Below are 19,617 nucleotides of genomic sequence, written 5' to 3'. Positions count from 1 at the left end.
GACGCCGACCGGAGGAAGCTTGAGCGGAACGAACTGGACCGTGACCGCGCCGCTGCGGCCGCGCTTTCGCGACACCGACGCGATGGGCCACATCAACAACGCGGTCTACGTGACCTACATCGAGGTGGCGCGGCAGGAGTACTGGCGCGCGTTCAAGGGCGACCCCGACTACCGGGTCGTGCCGTTCATCTTCGCGCGCGTCGAGATGGACTTTCGCTCCGAGGCGCTCGTGCACGAGCTGCTCGAGCTGTGCATCCGCTGCTCGTTCATCGGCGACAAGTCGTTCGGGTTCGAATACGAGATCCGCGAGGCGACGACGAAGCGCGTCGTCGTGACCGCGAGCAGCGTGCAGGTGTTCTACGACTACGCGACCAAGCGGAGCCTTTCCTGCCCGCCGGAGATGCGCGCGCGGCTCGAAGCGTTCGAAGGCCGCCCGCTCACGCGCGAGGTGAAGTCATGAACGATCGCCCGAAGCCTCCCACGTCCGTTTCGCGCCGCCGCTTCGTCGCGGTGATGGCCGCCGGCTCGGCCGCGCTGCTCGCCCGGCCCGTCGCCGCCGCTGCCGCCGCCGCGCCCGCGCGTGCGCGAGCCGCGGCCGGCGCGCAGGCCGCCGCCGCGATGACCCCCGCGCAGCGCAGGGAGTACGAGCGCCAGAAGTCCGCGACGCTCGACACCCTGAAGGTGATCCGCGGTCACGCCATGCCGCCCGGCACCGAGATGGCGTCGGTCTTCCGCGCGCGCCGCGGCGCGAAGCGGGAGCGCTGACATGGCGCTCTCCGAGGACGTCTTCTTCGCGCCCGTCACCGAGCTGGCTTCGCGCATCCGCTCGCGTGCGCTCTCGCCCGTCGAGCTGACCGAGGGCTACCTCGCGCGCATCGCCCGGTACAGCGACCGCTTCAACGCGTTCGTCACCGTGACCGCGGACCTCGCGCGGCAACAGGCGCGCGCCGCCGAAACCGAGATCGCCGCCGGCCGCTGGCGCGGACCGCTGCACGGCATGCCGTGGGGAGCCAAGGACCTGCTCGCCACCCGCGGCATCCCGACCGGCTGGGGCACGAAGTTTCTCGCCGGCCAGGTGTTCGACGAGGACGCGACCGTGGTGCGCAAGCTGCACGAAGCCGGCGCGGTGATGCTCGGCAAGACCCACTGCGTCGAGTTCGCCGGCTGCCTCGGCTACCGCTTCGCGAACGCCTCGGTCGCCGGCCCCGGCCGCAATCCGTGGAACCCCGAACGCTGGACCGGCGGCTCGTCGTCGGGCTCGGGCGCCGCCGTCGCCGCGGGGCTGTGCGCGTTCGCGCTCGGCACCGAGACCTGGGGCTCGATCCTGTGCCCCTCGGCCTTCTGCGGGCTCACCGGGCTGCGCCCCACCTACGGACTCGTCTCGCGCGCCGGCAGCATGGTCGGCGCCTACTCGTTCGACAAGATCGGACCCATGGCGCGCTCGGCCGCCGACTGCCGCATCGTGCTCGACGCCCTGCAGGGCCCCGACCCGCGGGACCCGGCGTCGAGCGGCGAGACGCTCGCGCTCGCGGCCGGCGCCTCGCCCGCGCCCGGCAAGCTGCGCGCCGCGCTCGTCTCGCTCGACTGGTCGAAGACCGGTGAGCCCGAGGCGAAGCAGGCGTTCGACGCCGCGGCCGCCGCGCTGCGCGCGCTGGGACTGCAGACCGAAGAGGCGCCGCTGCCCGAGTACCCGGCGAGCGAAGTGGCGGGCCTGCTCATCACCGTCGAGGCCCTCGCCGCGTTCGAGCCGTTCCTGAACGACGGCCGCGTCCGGCAGCTCGTGGACGACATGGCCTGGAAGCAGCGCGAGATCGGCGCCGCCATCACCGGCGCCGACGCGATGAAGGCGCAACGCATGCGCTTCGAGCTGCAGGGCAGGGTGGGCGAGTTTTTCACGAAGTACGACGTCGTCGTGACGCCCAACTTCAAGTCCGTCGCGCCGCCCGTGACCATGGACCTGAACGCCGCGCTCCCCTACGGCGACCCGGCCGGCGCGATCGGCGTCGCCTGCGGCCTGCCCGCGCTCGCGCTGCCCTCGGGCGCCGGACGCGGCGGCCTGCCCGTTTCGTTCCAGCTCCTCGGCGCGCCTTTCTCCGAAGCGCTGCTGCTCGACCTCGGCGACGCGTACCAGAAGGTCACGAAGCATCATCTCGCGCACGCGACGCTGGGGTGACCGCGGGGGCACGGGGCGCGGGCGATTCGCGTTGCCCGGCGTCACATTCAGGCAGTCTTCATTTCGCGGAGCAACCCAGGCCGTGGCGCACGGCGGGAGGAGTGTCACATGAGGTGGATCCGTTTTGGTCTTGCCGTCCTGCTGAGCGTGGCCGGCTCCGCGTCGTTCGCGGGACAGCTTCAGCTTCCCGACAATCCCGAACTGAAGGAGCAGATCCGCAAGCTGGACCTGGCTCACGCACAGGCGATCTTCAAGGGCGACTCGATCACATTGCAGGAGCTGCTGCCGGACGATCACACCGTCAATCATCCGACCAACCGCATCGTTCAGGAGAAGGCCGAGCTGCTGAAGCTGATTCGCGGAGGCACGATTCGCTACACGCGCTTCGAGCGCAGGCCCGAGAAGTTCCTGTTCTACAAGGATCTGGTCGTCGTGATGGGAGATGAGACCGTGGTTCCGGCGCCCGGGGCGCCCAACGAAGGCAAGGTGCTTCGCAGGCGGTATACGAACGCATGGATGCGACAGGGCGACCGGTGGCTTCTGGCGTTCAGGCACGCCAACAACGTCGCGGAGACTCCCGGGAAGTAGTTCCTGCACACCCGGCAGGCTCCTCCAACCGAAAGTCCCTCCGCCAAAGCGAGAAGGCATGTCCGCGATCAACCTGGCGCAGAAGCTCGAGACGTTCTCCGATCACTGGCAGCCACGCGTCGTGGGCCGGTTCAACGGGCACGACCTGCTGGTCGTGAAGGTCAAGGGCGAGTTCGTATGGCACAGCCACGAAGCCACGGACGACTTCTTTCTCGTGCTCAAGGGCCGCATCACCCTCCGCATGCGCGAGGGCGACGTGGCGCTCGCGGCCGGCGAGGTATTCGTCGTGCCCAGGGGCGTCGAGCACTGCCCTTTCGCGGAGGAGGAGGCCCATCTGCTCCTCATCGAGCTCGCGGGAACACCGAACACGGGGAACGCAGCCACGGCCGCCCCCCGTCGCACCGCATAGGCGGGCGCGCCGTCCGCCGGCCGACGATCGATCAAGCTCCACTCGTGTGTCACGTCGAGGCACCCCTCGAACACTGGAGGCCCCGTTGCCCGCGCGCAAGACCGGCAGGTCCGTGAAGCCCGCGACCCGGAGGGCGCCCGCGCGCGCGAAGCCGCGAGGCGGGACCGCGAAGGCGCTGCCCGATTCCATGCTCACCGGCAAGGCCAGCCCCGCGAAGGCGGCCGTCGGCGACGCGGCGGTCTTCGCCTACATCGCCAGCCTGCCCCAGCCCCAGCGCGGCATCGCGGAACGAGTGGACGCGCTGGCGGCACGGACGCTCGCGGGCCTTCAGCGCTCGGTGAAGTGGGGCATGTCGTACTACGGCGTCGGCGATGGCTGGTGCTTCTGTTGCGGCGGCTTCGCGGGCCACGTCAAACTCATGTTCGTGAACGGCGCCGCGCTCGAGCCGGTGCCGCCGGTGACGCCGGTGGCGATGGGCAGGGCCACGCGGGGCGTGGAGCTCGAGTCCGTGAACGATCTCGACGAGCGCCAGGTCGCGGCGTGGATGAAGCAGGTCGCGGCGGTGCCGGGCGTCGGGAGAAGGAAGCGGTAGGTCCGGCATCGCCCGCGAAGGCGGCGCAGCGCCGGAGGACAGGTCCGTGGCGGCGCATGCCCCACACCCGCGTCACCGCACGTCGCGGTCCCCGGATCATCGTGCCGAAGGGCAGGAGGATGGAGGATGGACACCCTCACGCAGGCGCAACGTGCGGAACGCTTTCGCTCGCTCCATGACCGCGGCCGCGTGCTGCTCCTGCCCAACGCCTGGGACGCGGGCAGCGCGGCGATCTTCGCCGGCCTCGGCTTCGACGCCATCGCCACCACGAGCGGCGGCGTGGCCTGGTCGCTGGGCTACCCCGACGGCGAGCAGGCGCCGCTGGGCGAGGTGCTGGCGGCGATCCGGCGCATGGCGCGCGTCACCTCGCTGCCGCTCAGCGTGGACTTCGAGGCGGGCTACGGCGATTCCCCCGAGGCGGTGGCCGCCAGCGTCCGGGCGGTGATCGAGGCCGGCGCCGCGGGCATCAATCTCGAGGACGGGATTCGTCACCAGAGCCTGCGCGCGATGGACGACGCGGCCCGGCGGATCGCGGCGGCGCGGCAGGCCGCGCGCGAGGCGGGGGTGCCGATCGTGATCAACGCGCGCGTGGATGCCTGGATCGTCGGCGGCGAATCCTCCACGGAGGAGCGCGTCGAGGAAACCCTGCGAAGGGCACGCGCCTATCTCGACGCCGGCGCCGACTGCATCTACCCCATCGCCCTCGCGAATCCCGGGGTGATCGCCCGGCTGTGCGCGGCGATTCCGGGCCCGGTCAACATCGGCGCCCGCGCCGGCCTGCCGGATCTGGCCGGGCTCGGGCGCCTGGGCGTGGCGCGCGTCAGCACGGCCACGCGGCTGTCCACGATCGCGTTCGCGAGCGCCCGCGAGGCGGCGGAGCGACTGCGGCGCACGGGCAGCTTCGAGGGCCTCGACGCCGCGCTGGATTACGGGAGCCTCCAGCGTCTGTTCGCCGCCCCCCGGGCCGACGCGTAGCGCGCCGGACGTTCCCTGCCCGGAAGTGCGCGGGCACTTCGGCGAGCGGGTCCACTCGTCCTTGCGGGAATCATGGGCAGCGCCCTCTCGAGCCTGTACATTTCCTCCGGCAGGCGCCGGAGGGACTCTCCGGCACACTCGAGGCTTCGATCGGGCCGGCACGACCTGGCGGCGCGATGGGGTCGGGTTGCGTGACGGCGCGGCGGGAAGCGGAGCGAACATGGGTGCTCGATTCTGGCTCGTGCGGTTTCTCGTCGCGACATTCGTCGCGGCCGCGTTGCTCTTCGTCGTTCGGCTCCTGCGGGGAAACGTTGCGGCGGACGCGGCGAAGTTCGCGGCGGCCTGGGGTGTCGCCTCGGGCGGGCTCTTCACGCTGACCGGCTACGTGCGCCACCGGCGGAACCCGGCGTGCATGCTTCCTCCTCCGGGCCAGAGGCAGGGACCATGATCCCCGACATCGGCTTCGAAGCCTGCGTCCTGCGCGCGGCGCTGCTGGTCGGCCGCGTTCACGAGCGTGAGGTGATCGGGTGGGCCGAGGCGCTGCTGGCTGGCATGACGGAGCCGGCCTCCTTCCTCGCCGAAGTCGCCTCGGCCAGGCCCGAACTCACGGCGCTGCGCGAGGCGCTGCGGCCCCTGGCCGCACCGGTCGAGCCGGGCGCGCTGAGCGAGGCGCTCCTCCTCTATCTCGCGACCGATCCGGTCGCGGCCGTCACGAGCACGCCGGACCGCGTGCGCGTGCTGGGACAGTTGCGCCGCGAGGGGGTCTTCCCGGTCGTGGTCGCCTCCGCGATCAAATCCTTCGAGGACCGGTGGATGCTCGCCGGCGCCGGTGTGACGGCCGATCCGTCCCTGGATTCCGAGTTCGATCGGTGGCTGCGGCACGCGCGCGGGACGGCGTACTACCGACTCACGCCCGGGCACCCGGACGAGCTGGCCGCGTTGTTCGGCGCGCTGTCGCGAAAGGTGGTGCGCGATCGGCGGGCGCAGCTCGCGCCCGGGAGCGGCTGTCGCGCATGGCTCGTGGGTTCGCGCTCCGAGACCGGCCGGGCGCTCATGCTGAACGAGCCGCTGTGGCGCGTTGCCGTGGCCGAGTTCTCGCCGCTGCCGCTCGGGAGCCGCATTCCGTACGCGCGGATTCCCGGGAAGGCGGTGCTGGTGCTGGACGAGGCGACGGCCGAGCCGATGGGCCTCGAGGCGGCCGGCCGGCTGCTCGCGGCGGTCTGACGGCGACGACGCAGCGCTTCACGGGCATCCGTCACTCTCGGCTCACGGTTCATGAATAGGTCGGGCTAGACTTTTCGTCCCGCCACGCCGTCGGGATCCTCCCGCGCCCGGCGGCCCGAACGAAAGGTCCCATGCGCCCGCACCTCGCTCTGCTTCTCGCCGCCACGTTCGCGTCGTTCGCGGCGCCGACCGCCGCCGCGCCGAAACGCGCGCTGTTCGACAACACGCACGCGGAGACCGCGGGCAACGCCGACTGGATCGTGGACACCGACATGCCGCTGCCGCTGCCGGATCAGTCCACGGTCGGGCCGGCGACACCGCGCACCTACTGGCTGGGGGCGATTTCGTCGTGGGGCGTTGATCTGGTCAAGCGCGGCTTCGAGGTGACGACCCTCTCGGCGCCCAACGCCATCACCTTCGGCGACACGACGAAACCGTACGACCTCTCGAAGTTCGACGTGTTCATCGTGCCGGAGCCCAACACGCTCTTCACCGCCGGCGAGGCGGCGGCGATCCTCGCCTTCGTCGCCGGCGGCGGCGGGCTGGTCGCGGTCGGCGACCACGGCAACTCGGATCGCAACGGCGACGGCTGGGACTCGCCCGAGATCTGGAACGCGTTCGACCCGACGCAGTCGCTCGGCGTCCACTGGCAGGTCTTCGGCGAAGCGAACAACAACATCACCCAGAACAGCGGCAACGTCGGGACCTCGCCCGCCGATTCGATCGTCCACGGGGCCGTGGGGATCGCCGACAGCGTCGAGTTCCACAACGGCACGACGCTCGTGCTGAATCCGGTCGCGAACCCGCGCGTGCGCGGCGTGATCTGGATGAACGGTCTGGCGCACGGCAACACCGGCCTGATGGCGGCGCGTTCGGAGTACGGCGACGGCCGCGTGTTCTTCCTCGGTGACAGCTCGCCGATCGACGACGGTTCGGCGCAGCCCGGCAACAGCAGCATCTACGACGGCTGGGGCGAGGCGAGCGGACGCGACAGCCTGCTGCTGATGAACGCCACGATCTGGGCGGCGCGCCGCGGGCCGGTGACGCTGTCGGTCGCGCCACCGGTCGCGGGCGCGCTCGCGTTCGCGCCTCCCGAGCTCAACCCGAGTTCGGCGGGCGTGACGCTGCGCTTCTCGCTCGCCTCGCCGGCGCGCGTGCGGCTCGAGGTGCTCGACTGCGCCGGCCGCCTCGTGCGCGTGCTGGCCGAAGGCGGGCAGGGCGCGGGCGCTCACGCCGTTCGCTGGGACGGCTCCGGACCGCAGGGCGGCGCCGTGGCGCCGGGGCTTTACTTCGCGCGGCTCACCGCGCCGGGCGCGATGCTCACGCGCCGCATCGCACGACTGCGCTGAGGTCGGCGCCGCCGCCGCGGCGCCGGCACCCGGCGTTGCGGCGTCAGCGCGGCGCCGGGCGGCGCGGCACGCCCCACAGGCGCTGCAGGACGAAATCGAGAACGCCGATGGACTGCGTGCGCTGGAAGTACCAGAGCGGGAATCCCGAGAACACGAACGGCGTGTTTTCGTTGCCGTGGTACAGGGTCATGATCGGTCTGCCCGAGCCGACGGCGCCGCCCGACGTCGCGTACAGCGTGTCGAGCACCGGCGTCATGAGCTGGAAGTTCGGGTCCGGGTCGCTGTCCTGCACGATCGTGTTGGCCTTGCTCAGCACCTCGGCGTTGAAGACGCTCTGGTAGTAGTCGTTGGGCAGCAGCCGGCCGGGCGCGTAGGTCGCGATCGGATCGGTGGCCGCGGTCTTCTCCGACAGCGTCGCGGGCAGCGCGGAGTAGTCGGGCATTCCCGGCCACGGGTAACGCCCGGCCGTCGAGCGTGCGGCCTGGCGGCCGAGCCCGGTCAGGATCTCGCTGCGCCAGTGCGGGATGTCGAACATGAACCGGCCCTGGACGAGCTCGCTGTCGGCGCTCGAGAAGGTCAACGCGCTGGTGCCGTACTTTTCCCATTCCTTCTGCAGGCACATCGCGGCGCCGCCGCCCATCAGCCAGCCCTGCCCGCCCTGCGCGACCCAGACCGTGAGCGGGTTCGACTTGCCCGGGTACGACACGGCGTGCAGCACGGGCATCGGATCGCGCGGGTAGTCCACGGGGTTCAGGTAGGTCGCGCTCCTGCCGTCCACGATCCAGATGATCTGGCGGTAGCGGCTGAGCAGGCCCAGCGGCAGCTGCCCTCCCGGCAGGAAGCGCGTGCCGAGCGTGTCGAAATCGTAGCCCGCGAAAAGTCCCGGCGGACTGAGCGTGCCCGCGGCGTAGCCGCGCCAGGGCACGCCGCCGACCGCGCACAGGAAGGTGTCGAACTCCGCCGCGGTCGGCCACGCGCCGCTCGGGGCGGCGAGGTTGCCGTTGGCGAGGCGCGTGTCGAGCTTGAAGCGCGTGTCGTCCACGATCAGCAGGCCCTTGTCGAAGGTGGCCCGGATGGCGTCGAAACGCAGGACCGCCATGCTCATCTGGCCTTCGTTGTCGCGCGCCTGCAGGTAGAAGAAGTGGGTCTCGCTGCTCTGGCCCTGCGGCGGGACGATCGGCGGCAGGACGCATTCCGTGGTGAGCGGCGACCAGCGGCTCCAGTGCCCGACGTCGAGCGCCTCGTCGGAGCGCGGAGTCTGGTCCGAGACGTCCCCGTCCAGTTTCCAGCGATAGCCGCCGACGAACGTGCCGCTGTGCGTCGTGCCCGACCAGTTGAGCCGGAGCGGAACGCCGGCCGGGAACTCGGCGCCGATGTAGGTCGCCGGATCGATCGAGAAGATCGGCGTGGTGAACTTGTAGTAGAGGAACTCGTTCCACAACGTCAACGCCGGCCCGAGGGCGTTCGAGTACGAGACGTTGAAGAGCAGCATGTTGTCGTCGAGGCTGAAGACCGGCGAGAAGGCGCCCGCCTCGTCGAACGCCACGAACACGGCGAGCTTGAGCCCGGGGGTCAGGTCGCGCAGCGTGAGATCGGTGGTGTCGCCGCCGACCGAGTCCCAGGTCGCGAACGCGGGCCCGTAGCGGCGCCGCAGCGTGTCGGGCTCGAGCAGGACGTTGAGCAGCGTGATCTCGCCGCCGTCCTCGAAGACCTTGTACTTGTACCGGACCGGCGCGTGGCTGGTCCGTCCGTCGGGGTCCTCGCCCTTCCAGGTCACGCGGAACGAGGAACCGAAGGTCGGCGTGAACAGGTGGTTGAGGATCGGCGTCTGGATCTTGATCGTCGGGGTGATCGTGAAGGCGTTGAACGAGCGGTGCTCGGGCAGCGAGGCGAGTCCGCCGTTGTCCACGGCCTTCATGACGAAGGTGTGGTAGGCGTGCCCGGTGCGCGCGGTCGCCGAATCCACCTGGTCGGCGCGGAACACGAACGTCTGCCGGTTCGCGGTGGTCGAGACCCAGGGCGTGTCGGTCCCCGCCGTCGTCGGCGGGTCCACACAGTAAAGGTAGTGGTCCACGACGCCGTCGGCGTCGAAGCCCGCCCAGCGGATCTCGTAGGCGTAGAAGTACGGCTGGGTCGTCGAGGCGGGAACCTGCGTCAGTTCCAACTCGGGGCGCTGGTTGGCCGGCATCAGGCCGACGTACTTCCCCTTGCCGCAGCCGCCGAGCGCGAGCAGCGCCACGAGTCCGGCGAGCGCGAGCCGGCGGCCCGCGCGGGGGCGCGGGCGGTCGTCGCTCACCTCAGCATCTCGCGCAGCGTCAGGGTCAGCGCCTCGGTCCCGCCGTCGCGCCGGACCGCCAGCGTGACCTTGCGGCCGTTCTCGCCGCGCTCGAACAGGTTCTCGAGGTCGCGCAGCTTCCAGTCGTCCATCGCGCGGCCGTCCACCGCCGTCACCTCGTCGCCCTCGCGCAGGCCGGCCCTCGCCGCCGGCGAGCCGGCCAGCACCGAGCGCGCCAGCACGCGGCCGCCGTCGCGCACCAGCAGCACCCCGGCGCGCGTGAACGAGTCGCGCTCGCGGTAGCGCGCGCCGGGCTCGAGCCACACGCGCCGGCCGTCGTAGTCGAGCGTCACGCGGAAGCGCTCGAGGATGCGGTTGCCGACGTTGCCCGCGAACTCCTCGCTCGCGAACGCGCCCTCGGTGGCGTGCGAGATCGAGACCATCGGATCGGCCCAGTGGTAGGGGCCGAACGCCATCTCGCGGGCGCGGCCGAGCGAGCTGGTGAAATGCCCGCCGAAGCCGGCGCCGGTCACGGTGCGCGCGTCGCGCAGGCGCTTCTCGAGCCCGTGCTTCTTCGCGAACGGCGAGTGCAGGTCCACGGTCGAGCTGCTGCCGACGTCGAGCCGGAACAGGCCCTCGTACCGGCCGTCGAGCGTGCCGCGCAGCGCCGGCACGACGCCGTTCATCACCATCGGCAGCGGCGCCTCGCTGCCGGCGAAGTGGAACGTCTTCGGGTCGTTCAGCACCAGCACGTCGCGGTCGTAGTCCAGCGTCACCACGAAGCGGCTGATGAAGTCGTAGCCGACGATCCCGGCGATGTCGCGCCAGAAGTAGGGCGCGAACATCGGGTTCACCGACAGCACCGCGACGCGCAGGTCGTGCAGCTCGACGCCGTCGCCGTCGGGGCCGCGCACGGCGAGCGAGGCGATCTTCGCGAACGCGGCGCTGCCCGAGGCCCCCGCGCCCGCCGCCTGCATGCGGCCCTCGGTCGCGATGCCGTGCGTCGCCGCGAACGTGCTGTCGAGCACCGTCACGCTGGCGCCGGTGTCGAACAGGAAGTCCTGCTCGGGCCCGCCGTTGATCGAGGCCCTGAGCCACACGTGACGCGCCGTGTAGTCGAACGGCAGCGTCGCGCGGCCCGGCTTGCCGAGCCAGGTGATCGCGTTGCCGCCTCCCGAGTCGGGCAGCGCGAAGGCGACGCCGGCGACGCTCACGTTCGTGGTGACCGAGTCCACGACAGCGCGCATGCGGTTGGCCGGCATGCTCGAGACACCCGTGACGCTGACGAACGGCCGCAGCCGGCCGGCGGCGCGCCGCCAGTCGGCGAAGTCGGTGGTGACCCACGACTGGTCGTGCGGCGCCTCCATGCGCACGAGCAGTCCGGTCGAATCCGAGAACCACAGCTTGCGCGGCTTGAGCTCGGCCGCGCCGGGCGCCTCGATCGCCAGCACCGTGCAGGCGCCGAGGGTGTCGCGCTCGCGGCCCGCGACGCTCACCCGGCCGCCGCCCTGGTCCGGTTCGCTCCAGCGCTCGAGCTCGAACCAGGTCGCGACGCGCGATTCGAGCAGGTCGCGATCGGCGAGGCTGACGACCCGGCCGGTCGTCGGGTCGGTGCGCCAGCTCGCTCCGCCTTCGCTGCCCTCCGAGAGCTTGAACGGCCCGAGCTCGGTGCGGCTGAAGTGCCGGTCGGGCCGCGCCGACCAGGTCTCGACGAAGCCCGTGAAGCCGAAGGCCTGCACGCGTGCGTGCGTGTAGGTGGTCTGCTCGGCCGCCGCGGCGGCGGCCCCGCCCGTGACCTCGAGGTAGCGCGCGACGACCCGCGCCGCCTCGGGGCTGATCTCGGCGCGGGCGGCCGGTGCGAACGGCCCGGTCGCGATGGCGACCACGAGCGCGGCGGACGCAGCGGCGGCACGCGGCGCGAAGGATCGGGGCATCGGGACTCCCTCTGACAGGTCGCGGACAGGAGGCGAACGGGCGGGAAGTCTAACGGAGCGCGCGGGCCCGCCGAAACCGGAACCGCACGGGCGCCGCGCCGGCTCGTCCGGGCGCGGCCCCGCCGGAGCCGGCGGGCATTGCGTCCCGCGCGCCCGCCGTGCTACTTGTGCCCGGCGCGCCGCTCCCTCCACAACGAAAGGACTCGACATGATCCGCAAGCTCGTCCTCACCCTCGCCGTCGCCGCGCTCGTGCCGGCCGCCGCGTGGGCGAACCCGTTCCAGACCTTCGGCCCCCACATCGGCTTCTCGACCGACCCGAGCCAGGTCGTCTTCGGCGGCCAGCTGCAGATGGGCGACGTCGCCCCGCAGCTCGACTTCGTGCCGGGCGTGGACCTCGGCATCGGCGACGACATGACGATCGTGTCGCTGAACGGCGACTTCCACTACCGCATCGCCGTCTCGGGCATGAGCTGGCAGCCCTACGCGGGCGGCGGCATCGCGGTCCACTTCGTGAGCTGGGACGCTCCGGGGCCCATCGGCGACAGCAGCGACACCGTCGCCGAGGGCACGATCGTCTTCGGCGCCGACGTGCCCACGCAGCGGGGCAGCCGCTTCTTCGTCGAGGGCAAGATCGGCCTGGGCGACGGCCCGGACTTCAAGGTCCTCGCCGGCTGGCACTTCAAGCTGCGGTAGCGGCGCCGCGACACCTCGCCAAAGGCCGACATCGCGGGCCGCCTCGATCGAGGCGGCCCGCGATGTCTTGCGCCGGCCGTCAGTCCTTCGCGCCGCCGCCCGCGGCCCGCAGCCGCTTCACGAACTCGGGCGCGTTCACGAACCCCTCGACGCGCGTGTCGCCCACCTCGGAGCCGTCGGGCGCGAGAAAGACGATCGTCGGCACGCCGCGCACCGCGTAGCGCTTGCGGAAGGCGATCGTCTCGGGCGAGTCGTCGTTCGTGAGGTCCACCTTGTAGGCGTCGAACGGACGCGCGGCGGCGACCACGTTCGGGTCCGGGAATGTCTGCAGCTCGAGCTCGTGGCACGGCACGCACCAGTCGGCCGAGAAGTCGAGCAGCACGCGTCGTCCGCCCGCGAGGCTCGCCTGCACGGCCTGCTCGTCGTAGGGCCGGAACGGGATCGAGCGTGAGGCGGCGGTCGTCACCTGCAGCGTGAGCCACACGCCCGCGAGCACGGCGAGCCCGCCGCACACGTTCTTCAGGAGCCGGAAGCCCCTGCGGACGTTCGCGCTCTTCTCCATGAACCCCAGGTAGAGCCCGCCCAGCACCAGCGCGGCCGGCAGCAGGTAGGGCGCCAGCTTCGGCGCCAGCCCGAGCAGCACGTAATTGAGGCCCAGCGTCGCGAGCACGACGCCGAACAGCTTCTTCACCCACTCCATCCACTCGCCGGCGCGCGGCAGGCTCTGGAGCGAGCCCGAGAACGTGGCGAGGAACAGGTACGGGAACCCGAGGCCGAGCGAGAGCGTGAACATCGAGCCGAGCCCGAAGCCGACATCGGCGCGCTGCGCGAGGATCGCGAGCAGCGCGACCACGAAGGGCCCGACGCAGGGCGCGGCGACGATGCCGACGAGCAGCCCCGAGAGGAACAGGCCGGCGAGCGTCGAGGTGTTCGCGCCGCCCGCACGGTCGAGCACCCAGGTCGGCGGCGACATCTCGTAGAAGCCGAACATCGAGAGCGAGAGCGCGACCAGCACGAGGCCGAGGCCCACCAGCACCCAGGTGTTCTGCAGCGCCGCGCCGAACAGCCCGCCGGTCGCGGCGGCGACGGCGCCGAGCGCCGAATAGGTGACGCAGATGCCCAGCACGTAGACGACCGCGTTGCGCAGGACCTTGGGCAGCGCCTCCTTGCGCCGCGCGCCGAAGATCGAGACCGTGATGCCGAGCATCGGGAAAACGCACGGCGTCAGGTTGAGCAGCAACCCGCCCACGAACAGCGCGAGGAACCAGGCGAGCCCGCCGCCGGCGAGCGCGTCGCTGAGCCGCTTCTGCACCGCTCCGCCGGCGGGTGCGGTGGCGGCACCCGCGCCCGCGGGGCGCTCGGTGAAAAAGCCCGTGCCGGCCTGCGGCGCGGGCGCCGCGCCCGCGGCGGCGCTGTCGGAGCCGGCCGGCCGGTCGAGCGGGCGGCCGGTGCTGTCGAAGGCGCCGTCGGCGCCACCCGTCACCGTGACCGCGACCGTGAACGGCACGTTCGCGGGCGCCAGGCACACCTGATCGTTACAGCCCTGGTACGAGACGCGACCGCTCAGGAGGTGAACGCCGTTGCCGGGCGCGGCGGAAGCGGTGAGCGGGATCGTGACCTTCGTCTCGCCGTCCCAGACCCACAGCTCGGAGTCCTCGAAGGCGAACTTCGCCTTCTTCGGCGCCGGGTACGTCGGAGATCCGGCGGAGACGCCGAAGCCGGCGCGTACGAACACCCTGGTCGGAATGTTGTAGTCGAGCGCCGGCGGGTTGGCGTTGATGTGCCAGCCGGGCAGCACGGTGAGCGTCACGGTCGTCGTCGCGGTGCCGCCGGGCCCGAGCGTGACCGGGGTCGCGCTCGCCCGCACCAGCGTGCCCGCGGCCGGAATCGCGGGCCCGGAGTCGCCGGGCTCCTCGCCCCCGGCCTGCGCGCCGGCATCGCCGCCGCCGGCCGGCGCCGGCGCCTGCTGCGCGTGCGCCAGCGGCGCGAGGCCGAGCGCCACCGCCAGCAGCGCCCACAGGAGTCGCTTCATCGCTTGCATTCCCCTCTCTCAGGCGCCCGCGGGCGCGACCTCGTCGAGTTGAGCTGCGAACGCCTCCGGCTCCGTCACCGGCAGCCGGCACGCCCGGTCCACGCACACGTAGCCGGTCGCGCGCCCGTCCTTCGGCGCGAGCGTCGCGGCGAACGGCGCGAGGCGCGAAAGGCGTTCTCGCGAGGCGTCGTCCACCACCAGCAGGTCGTCGAAGGGCCGGAAGCGCGCGCGCGCCGCCGCCAGCAGCGCGTCCCGCCCGGGCGACGGCTCGCCGGCGACGACGACGTGGCGCGACGGGTGCGCGGCCAGGTCCATCGCGACGAGCATTTGCGGCATCGCCCAGGCGTTCCCGGAAAGGCGCCGGGAATAGTAGTCGAGAAGGCGGCGCGACTTAAGGCGCCAGTCCCGCCGCTCGCCGAGCGCCGAGAGACGCACGAGGTTCCCGGCGGCGACCGAGTTGCCGGCCATCTCGGCGCCGTCGAAGCCGTCCTTCATGCGCACGCGCACCGAAGCGTCGCCCGCGGGGCTTTCGAAGAACGCGCCGTCGTGCTCGTCCCAGAAACGCTCGATCTGCGCTTCGGTGAGCGCGACCGCCCGCTCGAGCCACAGCGGCTCGAAGGTCGCGCGGTACAGCTCGAGCATGCCGCGCGCGAGGAAGGCGTAGTCGTCGAGCTGGCCCTCGCCCGCCGCTTCGCCCTCGCGCCAGCGCCGGCGCAGCGCGCCACCCGCCGGATCGCGCAGCCGCTCCCAGACGAACGTCGCGGCGCGCGCGGCGGCCTTCGCCAGCGCGGGCTCGCCCAGCACGCGCGCCCCGCGCGCGCACGACGCGATGGCGAGGCCGTTCCAGGCGGTGACGACCTTGTCGTCGCGCAGCGGCCGCGGCCGGAGTTCGCGGGCGGACAGCAGCGCCGCGCGCGCCCTGGCCAGGCGCGCGCCCAGCCCGGCCGCGTCCGTGCCGAGCCGGCGCGCGAGCTCGTCGAGCGCGTGCGCTTCGTGCAGGACGCTCGCGCCGTGCTCGAAGTTGCCCTGCGGCGTCACGCCGTAGCGCAGCGCGAAAAGCCTCGCCTCCTCGCCTCCGAGCACGCCGGCGAGCTGCGCCGGCGTCCACACGTAGAAGCGGCCCTCCTCGCCTTCGGAGTCGGCGTCCTCGGCCGAGTGGAACTCGCCCCCGGGTCCGGTCAGGTCGCGCGCCAGGTAGCGGAACACGCCGCGGGCGGTGTCGGCGTAGGCGGTTTCGCCGCAGGCGTGGAACGCGTCGAGGTACGCGTCGGCGATCAGCGCCTGGTCGTAGAGCATCTTCTCGAAGTGCGGCACGAGCCAGCGTTCGTCCACCGAGTAGCGGTGAAAGCCGCCGCCCAGGTGGTCGTGCAGGCCGCCCGCCCGCATCGCGTCGAGCTGCGCGCGCACCATGTCGAGCGCGTTGCCGCGCTCGTGCGGCGCGCGTGCCCACCAGCGCAGCAGGAACGCCAGGTTCACGGTCGAGGGAAACTTGGGCCGCCCGCCGAAGCCGCCGTTCGCCTTGTCGAACGAACGCTCGAGCGCGGCCGCGCACTGGCGCGCCAGCTCGTCGTACGCGGCCGCTTCGCCCCCGGCCCGCGCCAGCGATTCCACCGCGGCGAGCACGCGGGAACCCTGCTGGACCAGCGCCGCGCGCTCGTTCGTCCATGCTTCGTGCACGCGCGGCAGCAGCTCAAGCATGCCCGGGCGCGAGTCCACGGCGCGCGGAGGAAAGTAGGTGCCGCCGTAGAACGGCTCGAGCTGCGGGGTCAGGAACACGTTGAGCGGCCAGCCGCCGCCCATGCCGGCCGCCTGCATCGCGGTCATGTAGACGCGATCCACGTCGGGCCGCTCTTCGCGGTCCACCTTGATGCACACGAAGTGCGCGTTCAGCGCGGCGGCGACTTCCGGGTCCTCGAACGACTCGCGCTCCATGACGTGGCACCAGTGGCAGGTCGCGTAACCGATCGAAAGGAAGATGGGCCTGTCCTCGGCGCGCGCGCGCGCGAACGCCTCCTCGCCCCACGGGTACCAGTCCACGGGGTTGTGGGCGTGCTGCAGCAGGTAGGGGCTCTTCTCGAGCGCGAGTCGGTTGGGCGCGGACATGGGCGGCGATTATGCCCGGCCGCGCGGCACGCCGTGTCAGGAAACGTCTGGCGCGGTGCCGCGGGGGCCCCGGCCCGAACTACAGCGCCCGCGGGCTCTTCTCGCCGATCAGCCGGCCCAGCCACCAGGCGGCGGCGAGCAGCGCCGCGGCGAGCGGCAGCAGGCCGGCGACGAGCCCGGCGTCGGCGATCACGCCGGAAAGCCCGGTGGCGGTCAGCGGCCGGGCGACGGCGTCGGCGACGCGGGCGAGCGGCGCGAGGGCCCCGCCGGTGGCCGCGCCGATGCGGACCGGATCGAAATCGTTCGCGGCGGCGAAGCCGAGCAGCGCCACGCCGGCCGCCAGCGACGCGGCGATGGGCGGCGTCGCGAGCGCCGCGAGGCTGGCGCGCGCGACGTCCGAGGGCGCGAGGCGGACCTGCGGCATGCGTTCGACCCGCGTCATGAGCCGGTCGGTGAAACCCGCGGGCACGGTCTCGTCCGCGGCGGACAGATGCGACGCGAGCGCGCGCTCGAGGTCGCGCGCTTCGGCGAGCGCGCGGCCGCACAGCGTGCAGCCTTCCGCGTGCGCGAGCGCCTCGCGGCTCAGCGACGCGGCGTCGCCGGCCTCGAGCGCCAGCAGGAACGTTCCGCAGTTCATCGCGATTTCTCCTCTTCGCGCGCCCAGGCGGCGCGCAATGAGGCGCGCGCCCGGTGCAGGTGCGTCTTCACCGTGTTCTCGTGCATGCCGAGCACCCGCGCCGCCTCCCGCACGGAGCGGTCCTCGAAATAGAAGAGCGTGACCGCCGCGCGCTGCGTGTGCGGCAGCGCGTCCACCAGCCGGCGCACGCGCTCGTCCGAGGCGGCCCCCGTGGCCGCGGGCCGCGCGCCTTCCTCGGGCCACGAGGGAGCCGCCGACTCGTGGCGGCGGCGTGTGCGCAGCGAGTCGAGCCGGTCGAGCGCGCGGCGATGGACGATGCGGTGCAGCCAGGTGCCGAAGCTCGACTCGGCGCGGAAGCCGGGCAGCGCCGACCAGGCGCGCAGGAAGGCGTCCTGCGCGCACTCCTCGGCCTCCGCCTCGTCGCGCAGCAGACGCCGCGCGAGCGCGAGCGCGCGGCCCTGGTGCCGCTCGACGAGCTCGCGGAATGCCGCCGACTCGCCCGCGCGGGCGCGCGCGATCAGCGCGTGTTCCCCGGCGTCGGGAGCGGGCACCGGATCCTCAGCGGCCGGAGCCGCGGCGGCGGCCTGCTCGAGCGTGGTCGTGATGGCCATCACGCCTCTTGGACGGCGGCCGGGCGGCCGGGGTTTCGGCGTTCCTGCCGGCGCGGCGCGGACCGACCTCGCCGCCGGCGCCCGGCTCCGGCCGCCCGGGCTGAAACCGCGGCCGCCCGGCCGCCGTCCAAGCAGGCGAAACGGATCGAACGGCCGCGGCCCCCGCCGCGCCGGAACCACTCACAAGGGGGAAGACCATGGGCGGAGAAGACGTCGGTGCGCTCGTCGTGGGGGGCGGAATCATCCTCGGCGGCACGGCCATCCTCGGTGGAATCGTGTCGGGCATCTTTCGCAGCTACCAGCGCCAGCGGCTGGTCGAGCTGGTGCAGCGCGAACGCATCGCGATGATCGAACGCGGCGTCGAGCCCGGCAAGCTGCCGGCGGTCTCCGAGCACGCGCTGGCCCTCGCGTTCGGCAACGGCGCCGGCGACGAGCGCATCCTCGTCGCGCGCCGCCGCCAGCGCCTCATCATCGCCGGGCTGGTGTTCGCGTTCTTCGGGCTCGCGCTCGCGCTGCTGCTCGGCCAGGTCGCCGGCAACGACAACGTCTGGGCCGTCGGCGCGATCCCCTTCTCGATCGGCGCCGCCCTGCTGCTCGGCTCGCGCGCGGTGAAGATGCCGGTCTGAATCGGTTTCAGCGATTCGGCAGCAGGGGCTCGACGACGGTGCGTCCGGCGAGGGCGAAGCCATGGATGGCGAGAGTCCGAGTGGATGCAGCGCGGCGAGGCAGGAAGCCGAGCAAGCGGGCCGCCGTCGAGCCCCTGCTGCCGAATCGCTGAATGTCCGCTAGAACACGAACGGCACGAAGCGCTTCGTGCGGAGCGCGTAGTCGGCGTAGCCGGGGATCCGCTCCCGCAGCAGCTTCTCCTCGTCGGCGATGCGCACGATCACGGCGGCGAGCAGGGCGGCGGCGATCGCGAGATTGACGACCGTGCGGTGCTGGAGCGCGCCCGACCAGACGAGCGCCTGCGCGGCGGTGTACATCGGGTGCCGCAGCCAGCGGTAGGGGCCCGCCTCGATGAGCCGCGGCTGCTTCGGTTCGGGATGGACGCTGAACTGTCCCGGCGGAAACGCGGCCCGCGCCCAGACCGACAGCGCGACCGCCGCCACCTGCACGGCGATCACCCCGGGCGATCGCGACAGCAGCTGACGCGACAGCAGCAGCCACAGGATCGCGAGCGCGTGCAGCGGCCCGGCGTAACGTGAGACGAGCTTCACCGCTTCGCCCCGGCGACCCGCCGCCGTCCGCCTCCCCACGACTTCACGATGCGGGCCGTGCGGATGCGGTCGAGGCGCGGAAAGGCGCGTTCGAGCCATGCCCCGCCGGCGATCGACAGCGAATCGCCCGCGATGGGCGCGTTGCCGTGCTCGCCGTTCAGCCGGCCGAGCACGTCCAGCCCCCCGACCACCTCGGCGACGACCGGGAAGCCGGTGACGCCCAGGTACCGCACGGTGTCGAGGGCGGCGCTGGCGTTCGTGCTGATCGCGATCTCGACGCCGCGCGTGCCGGGCCCGCCGCGCGCGAAGCTGACGGCGCCGGCGCGGTGCGTTCGCACGACCGGTTCGTCGGCGAACGTCGCCCGCTCCCACGCATGGCTCACGGCCGTGTCGCCGCTGGTGCCGAACTGGACCACGCGCCCGCCGCGGACGCTCATCGTTTCGCCGACGCGATAGATCGTCAGGCCGTCGAAGTAGCCCGAGCGCGTCAGGTGCCACAGCCGGTCCACGCCGAGCGGCGACCAGGCGCGCACGGCCTTCATGACGAAGCGGCCCTTCGTGGTCTCGAAGCTGGCGAGGAAGCTGTCCGGCGCCGCCTGACCGAGCGGCAGATCCGTCGGCAGCACCCTTCGCTCGCGCGGCGCGACCGCGGTCAGCGCGGCGAACGCGAGGAGCAGCGCGAGCGCCCGAAGCGGCCGGCGGCGACTCCCCGCGCGATCGCGGGGCGACGGGTTCGGCGCCTGCTCCGCCCGCACGCCGCGGACTTCCCCGCCGCGCGGACGCGCACGCGGCGCGAGCGTGCGG

General features: G+C 72.6%; 20 protein-coding genes. 12 read left to right on the top strand and 8 right to left on the bottom strand.

Annotated features, from left to right (window positions below; genetic code table 11):
• The first annotated feature begins 19 nt into the window (after window positions 1-19).
• The 10 genes from IT347_12585 (at window position 20) to IT347_12540 (ending at window position 7,310) form a co-directional block, all read left to right on the top strand.
• Window positions 20-460 (top strand): acyl-CoA thioesterase, encoded by a 441-nt coding sequence (locus IT347_12585; protein MCC6350416.1) that lies wholly within the window; start codon window positions 20-22, stop codon window positions 458-460.
• Window positions 457-765, top strand: a complete 309-nt coding sequence (locus IT347_12580) for a hypothetical protein (protein MCC6350415.1) — start codon at window positions 457-459, stop codon at window positions 763-765. Before IT347_12585 ends, IT347_12580 begins: the two co-directional genes overlap by 4 nt.
• A gap of 1 nt (window position 766) precedes the next feature.
• Window positions 767-2,173: an amidase gene (locus tag IT347_12575; protein ID MCC6350414.1), complete on the top strand. Its 1,407-nt coding sequence runs from the start codon at window positions 767-769 to the stop codon at window positions 2,171-2,173.
• 108 nt (window positions 2,174-2,281) lie between these two features.
• Window positions 2,282-2,761, top strand: coding sequence for a nuclear transport factor 2 family protein (locus IT347_12570; protein ID MCC6350413.1), 480 nt, complete (start codon window positions 2,282-2,284; stop codon window positions 2,759-2,761).
• 58 nt (window positions 2,762-2,819) lie between these two features.
• Window positions 2,820-3,170, top strand: a complete 351-nt coding sequence (locus tag IT347_12565; protein MCC6350412.1) for a cupin domain-containing protein — start codon at window positions 2,820-2,822, stop codon at window positions 3,168-3,170.
• Between the two features lie 187 nt (window positions 3,171-3,357).
• The gene (locus IT347_12560) at window positions 3,358-3,762 is read left to right on the top strand and encodes a DUF1801 domain-containing protein (GenBank protein ID MCC6350411.1); all 405 of its coding nucleotides are present in this window, start codon (window positions 3,358-3,360) and stop codon (window positions 3,760-3,762) included.
• Between the two features lie 126 nt (window positions 3,763-3,888).
• A complete protein-coding gene (locus IT347_12555; GenBank protein MCC6350410.1) occupies window positions 3,889-4,737 on the top strand; it encodes an isocitrate lyase/phosphoenolpyruvate mutase family protein in 849 nt (282 codons plus the stop codon).
• A 220-nt stretch (window positions 4,738-4,957) separates the two neighbouring features.
• A complete protein-coding gene (locus IT347_12550; GenBank protein ID MCC6350409.1) occupies window positions 4,958-5,185 on the top strand; it encodes a hypothetical protein in 228 nt (75 codons plus the stop codon).
• A complete protein-coding gene (locus IT347_12545; protein MCC6350408.1) occupies window positions 5,182-5,961 on the top strand; it encodes a hypothetical protein in 780 nt (259 codons plus the stop codon). Before IT347_12550 ends, IT347_12545 begins: the two co-directional genes overlap by 4 nt.
• A gap of 131 nt (window positions 5,962-6,092) precedes the next feature.
• Complete coding sequence (locus IT347_12540; GenBank protein ID MCC6350407.1) at window positions 6,093-7,310, top strand: hypothetical protein; 1,218 nt, start codon at window positions 6,093-6,095, stop codon at window positions 7,308-7,310.
• A gap of 43 nt (window positions 7,311-7,353) precedes the next feature.
• Here IT347_12540 and IT347_12535 read toward each other — a convergent pair whose 3' ends face one another.
• Together IT347_12535 and IT347_12530 are read right to left on the bottom strand one after the other, a co-directional pair.
• A complete protein-coding gene (locus tag IT347_12535; GenBank protein MCC6350406.1) occupies window positions 7,354-9,606 on the bottom strand; it encodes a hypothetical protein in 2,253 nt (750 codons plus the stop codon).
• Window positions 9,603-11,519, bottom strand: a complete 1,917-nt coding sequence (locus IT347_12530; protein ID MCC6350405.1) for an aspartyl protease family protein — start codon at window positions 11,517-11,519, stop codon at window positions 9,603-9,605. Before IT347_12530 ends, IT347_12535 begins: the two co-directional genes overlap by 4 nt.
• Window positions 11,520-11,727: 208 nt before the next feature.
• Between IT347_12530 and IT347_12525 the strand changes: the two genes are divergently transcribed.
• Window positions 11,728-12,213, top strand: a complete 486-nt coding sequence (locus tag IT347_12525; protein ID MCC6350404.1) for a hypothetical protein — start codon at window positions 11,728-11,730, stop codon at window positions 12,211-12,213.
• Window positions 12,214-12,292: 79 nt separating this feature from the next.
• Here the strand turns inward: IT347_12525 and IT347_12520 are convergent, their stop codons facing one another.
• The 4 genes from IT347_12520 to IT347_12505 form a co-directional block, all read right to left on the bottom strand.
• Window positions 12,293-14,245 (bottom strand): thioredoxin fold domain-containing protein, encoded by a 1,953-nt coding sequence (locus IT347_12520; protein MCC6350403.1) that lies wholly within the window; start codon window positions 14,243-14,245, stop codon window positions 12,293-12,295.
• A gap of 18 nt (window positions 14,246-14,263) precedes the next feature.
• Entirely contained in the window at window positions 14,264-16,348 is a 2,085-nt protein-coding gene (locus IT347_12515) for a thioredoxin domain-containing protein (protein MCC6350402.1), read from the bottom strand.
• A gap of 79 nt (window positions 16,349-16,427) precedes the next feature.
• Complete coding sequence (locus IT347_12510) at window positions 16,428-16,985, bottom strand: hypothetical protein (GenBank protein ID MCC6350401.1); 558 nt, start codon at window positions 16,983-16,985, stop codon at window positions 16,428-16,430.
• Window positions 16,982-17,596 (bottom strand): RNA polymerase sigma factor, encoded by a 615-nt coding sequence (locus IT347_12505; GenBank protein MCC6350400.1) that lies wholly within the window; start codon window positions 17,594-17,596, stop codon window positions 16,982-16,984. The genes IT347_12510 and IT347_12505 overlap by 4 nt, the downstream gene beginning before the upstream one ends.
• Window positions 17,597-17,793: 197 nt before the next feature.
• Here IT347_12505 and IT347_12500 point away from each other — a divergent pair, with 197 nt between their 5' ends.
• Window positions 17,794-18,222 carry a hypothetical protein gene (locus tag IT347_12500; protein MCC6350399.1) on the top strand — a complete coding sequence of 143 codons (429 nt, stop codon included), beginning with the start codon at window positions 17,794-17,796 and terminating at the stop codon, window positions 18,220-18,222.
• 159 nt (window positions 18,223-18,381) lie between these two features.
• On the opposite strand, the gene IT347_12495 is transcribed toward IT347_12500, so the two are convergent.
• Both IT347_12495 and IT347_12490 read right to left on the bottom strand, forming a co-directional pair.
• Complete coding sequence (locus tag IT347_12495) at window positions 18,382-18,813, bottom strand: hypothetical protein (protein MCC6350398.1); 432 nt, start codon at window positions 18,811-18,813, stop codon at window positions 18,382-18,384.
• Window positions 18,810-19,568 (bottom strand): peptidylprolyl isomerase, encoded by a 759-nt coding sequence (locus tag IT347_12490; protein MCC6350397.1) that lies wholly within the window; start codon window positions 19,566-19,568, stop codon window positions 18,810-18,812. The genes IT347_12495 and IT347_12490 overlap by 4 nt, the downstream gene beginning before the upstream one ends.
• Between the last annotated feature and the right edge of the window lie 49 nt (window positions 19,569-19,617).

This window comes from Candidatus Eisenbacteria bacterium (assembly GCA_020847735.1).
GTDB lineage: Bacteria > Eisenbacteria > RBG-16-71-46 > RBG-16-71-46 > RBG-16-71-46 > CAIXRL01.
This window is presented reverse-complemented; position numbering and strand designations above follow the sequence as displayed.

Coding starts and splice junctions, on each gene's coding strand:
- IT347_12575 (MCC6350414.1), top strand. CDS start 767: ATGGCGCTCTCCGAGGACGTCTTCTTCGCGCCCGTCACCGAGCTGGCT.
- IT347_12500 (MCC6350399.1), top strand. CDS start 17,794: ATGGGCGGAGAAGACGTCGGTGCGCTCGTCGTGGGGGGCGGAATCATC.
- IT347_12580 (MCC6350415.1), top strand. CDS start 457: ATGAACGATCGCCCGAAGCCTCCCACGTCCGTTTCGCGCCGCCGCTTC.
- IT347_12545 (MCC6350408.1), top strand. CDS start 5,182: ATGATCCCCGACATCGGCTTCGAAGCCTGCGTCCTGCGCGCGGCGCTG.
- IT347_12540 (MCC6350407.1), top strand. CDS start 6,093: ATGCGCCCGCACCTCGCTCTGCTTCTCGCCGCCACGTTCGCGTCGTTC.
- IT347_12530 (MCC6350405.1), bottom strand. CDS start 11,519: ATGCCCCGATCCTTCGCGCCGCGTGCCGCCGCTGCGTCCGCCGCGCTC.
- IT347_12560 (MCC6350411.1), top strand. CDS start 3,358: ATGCTCACCGGCAAGGCCAGCCCCGCGAAGGCGGCCGTCGGCGACGCG.
- IT347_12505 (MCC6350400.1), bottom strand. CDS start 17,596: ATGGCCATCACGACCACGCTCGAGCAGGCCGCCGCCGCGGCTCCGGCC.
- IT347_12555 (MCC6350410.1), top strand. CDS start 3,889: ATGGACACCCTCACGCAGGCGCAACGTGCGGAACGCTTTCGCTCGCTC.
- IT347_12570 (MCC6350413.1), top strand. CDS start 2,282: ATGAGGTGGATCCGTTTTGGTCTTGCCGTCCTGCTGAGCGTGGCCGGC.
- IT347_12510 (MCC6350401.1), bottom strand. CDS start 16,985: ATGAACTGCGGAACGTTCCTGCTGGCGCTCGAGGCCGGCGACGCCGCG.
- IT347_12525 (MCC6350404.1), top strand. CDS start 11,728: ATGATCCGCAAGCTCGTCCTCACCCTCGCCGTCGCCGCGCTCGTGCCG.
- IT347_12515 (MCC6350402.1), bottom strand. CDS start 16,348: ATGTCCGCGCCCAACCGACTCGCGCTCGAGAAGAGCCCCTACCTGCTG.
- IT347_12550 (MCC6350409.1), top strand. CDS start 4,958: ATGGGTGCTCGATTCTGGCTCGTGCGGTTTCTCGTCGCGACATTCGTC.
- IT347_12520 (MCC6350403.1), bottom strand. CDS start 14,245: ATGAAGCGACTCCTGTGGGCGCTGCTGGCGGTGGCGCTCGGCCTCGCG.
- IT347_12565 (MCC6350412.1), top strand. CDS start 2,820: ATGTCCGCGATCAACCTGGCGCAGAAGCTCGAGACGTTCTCCGATCAC.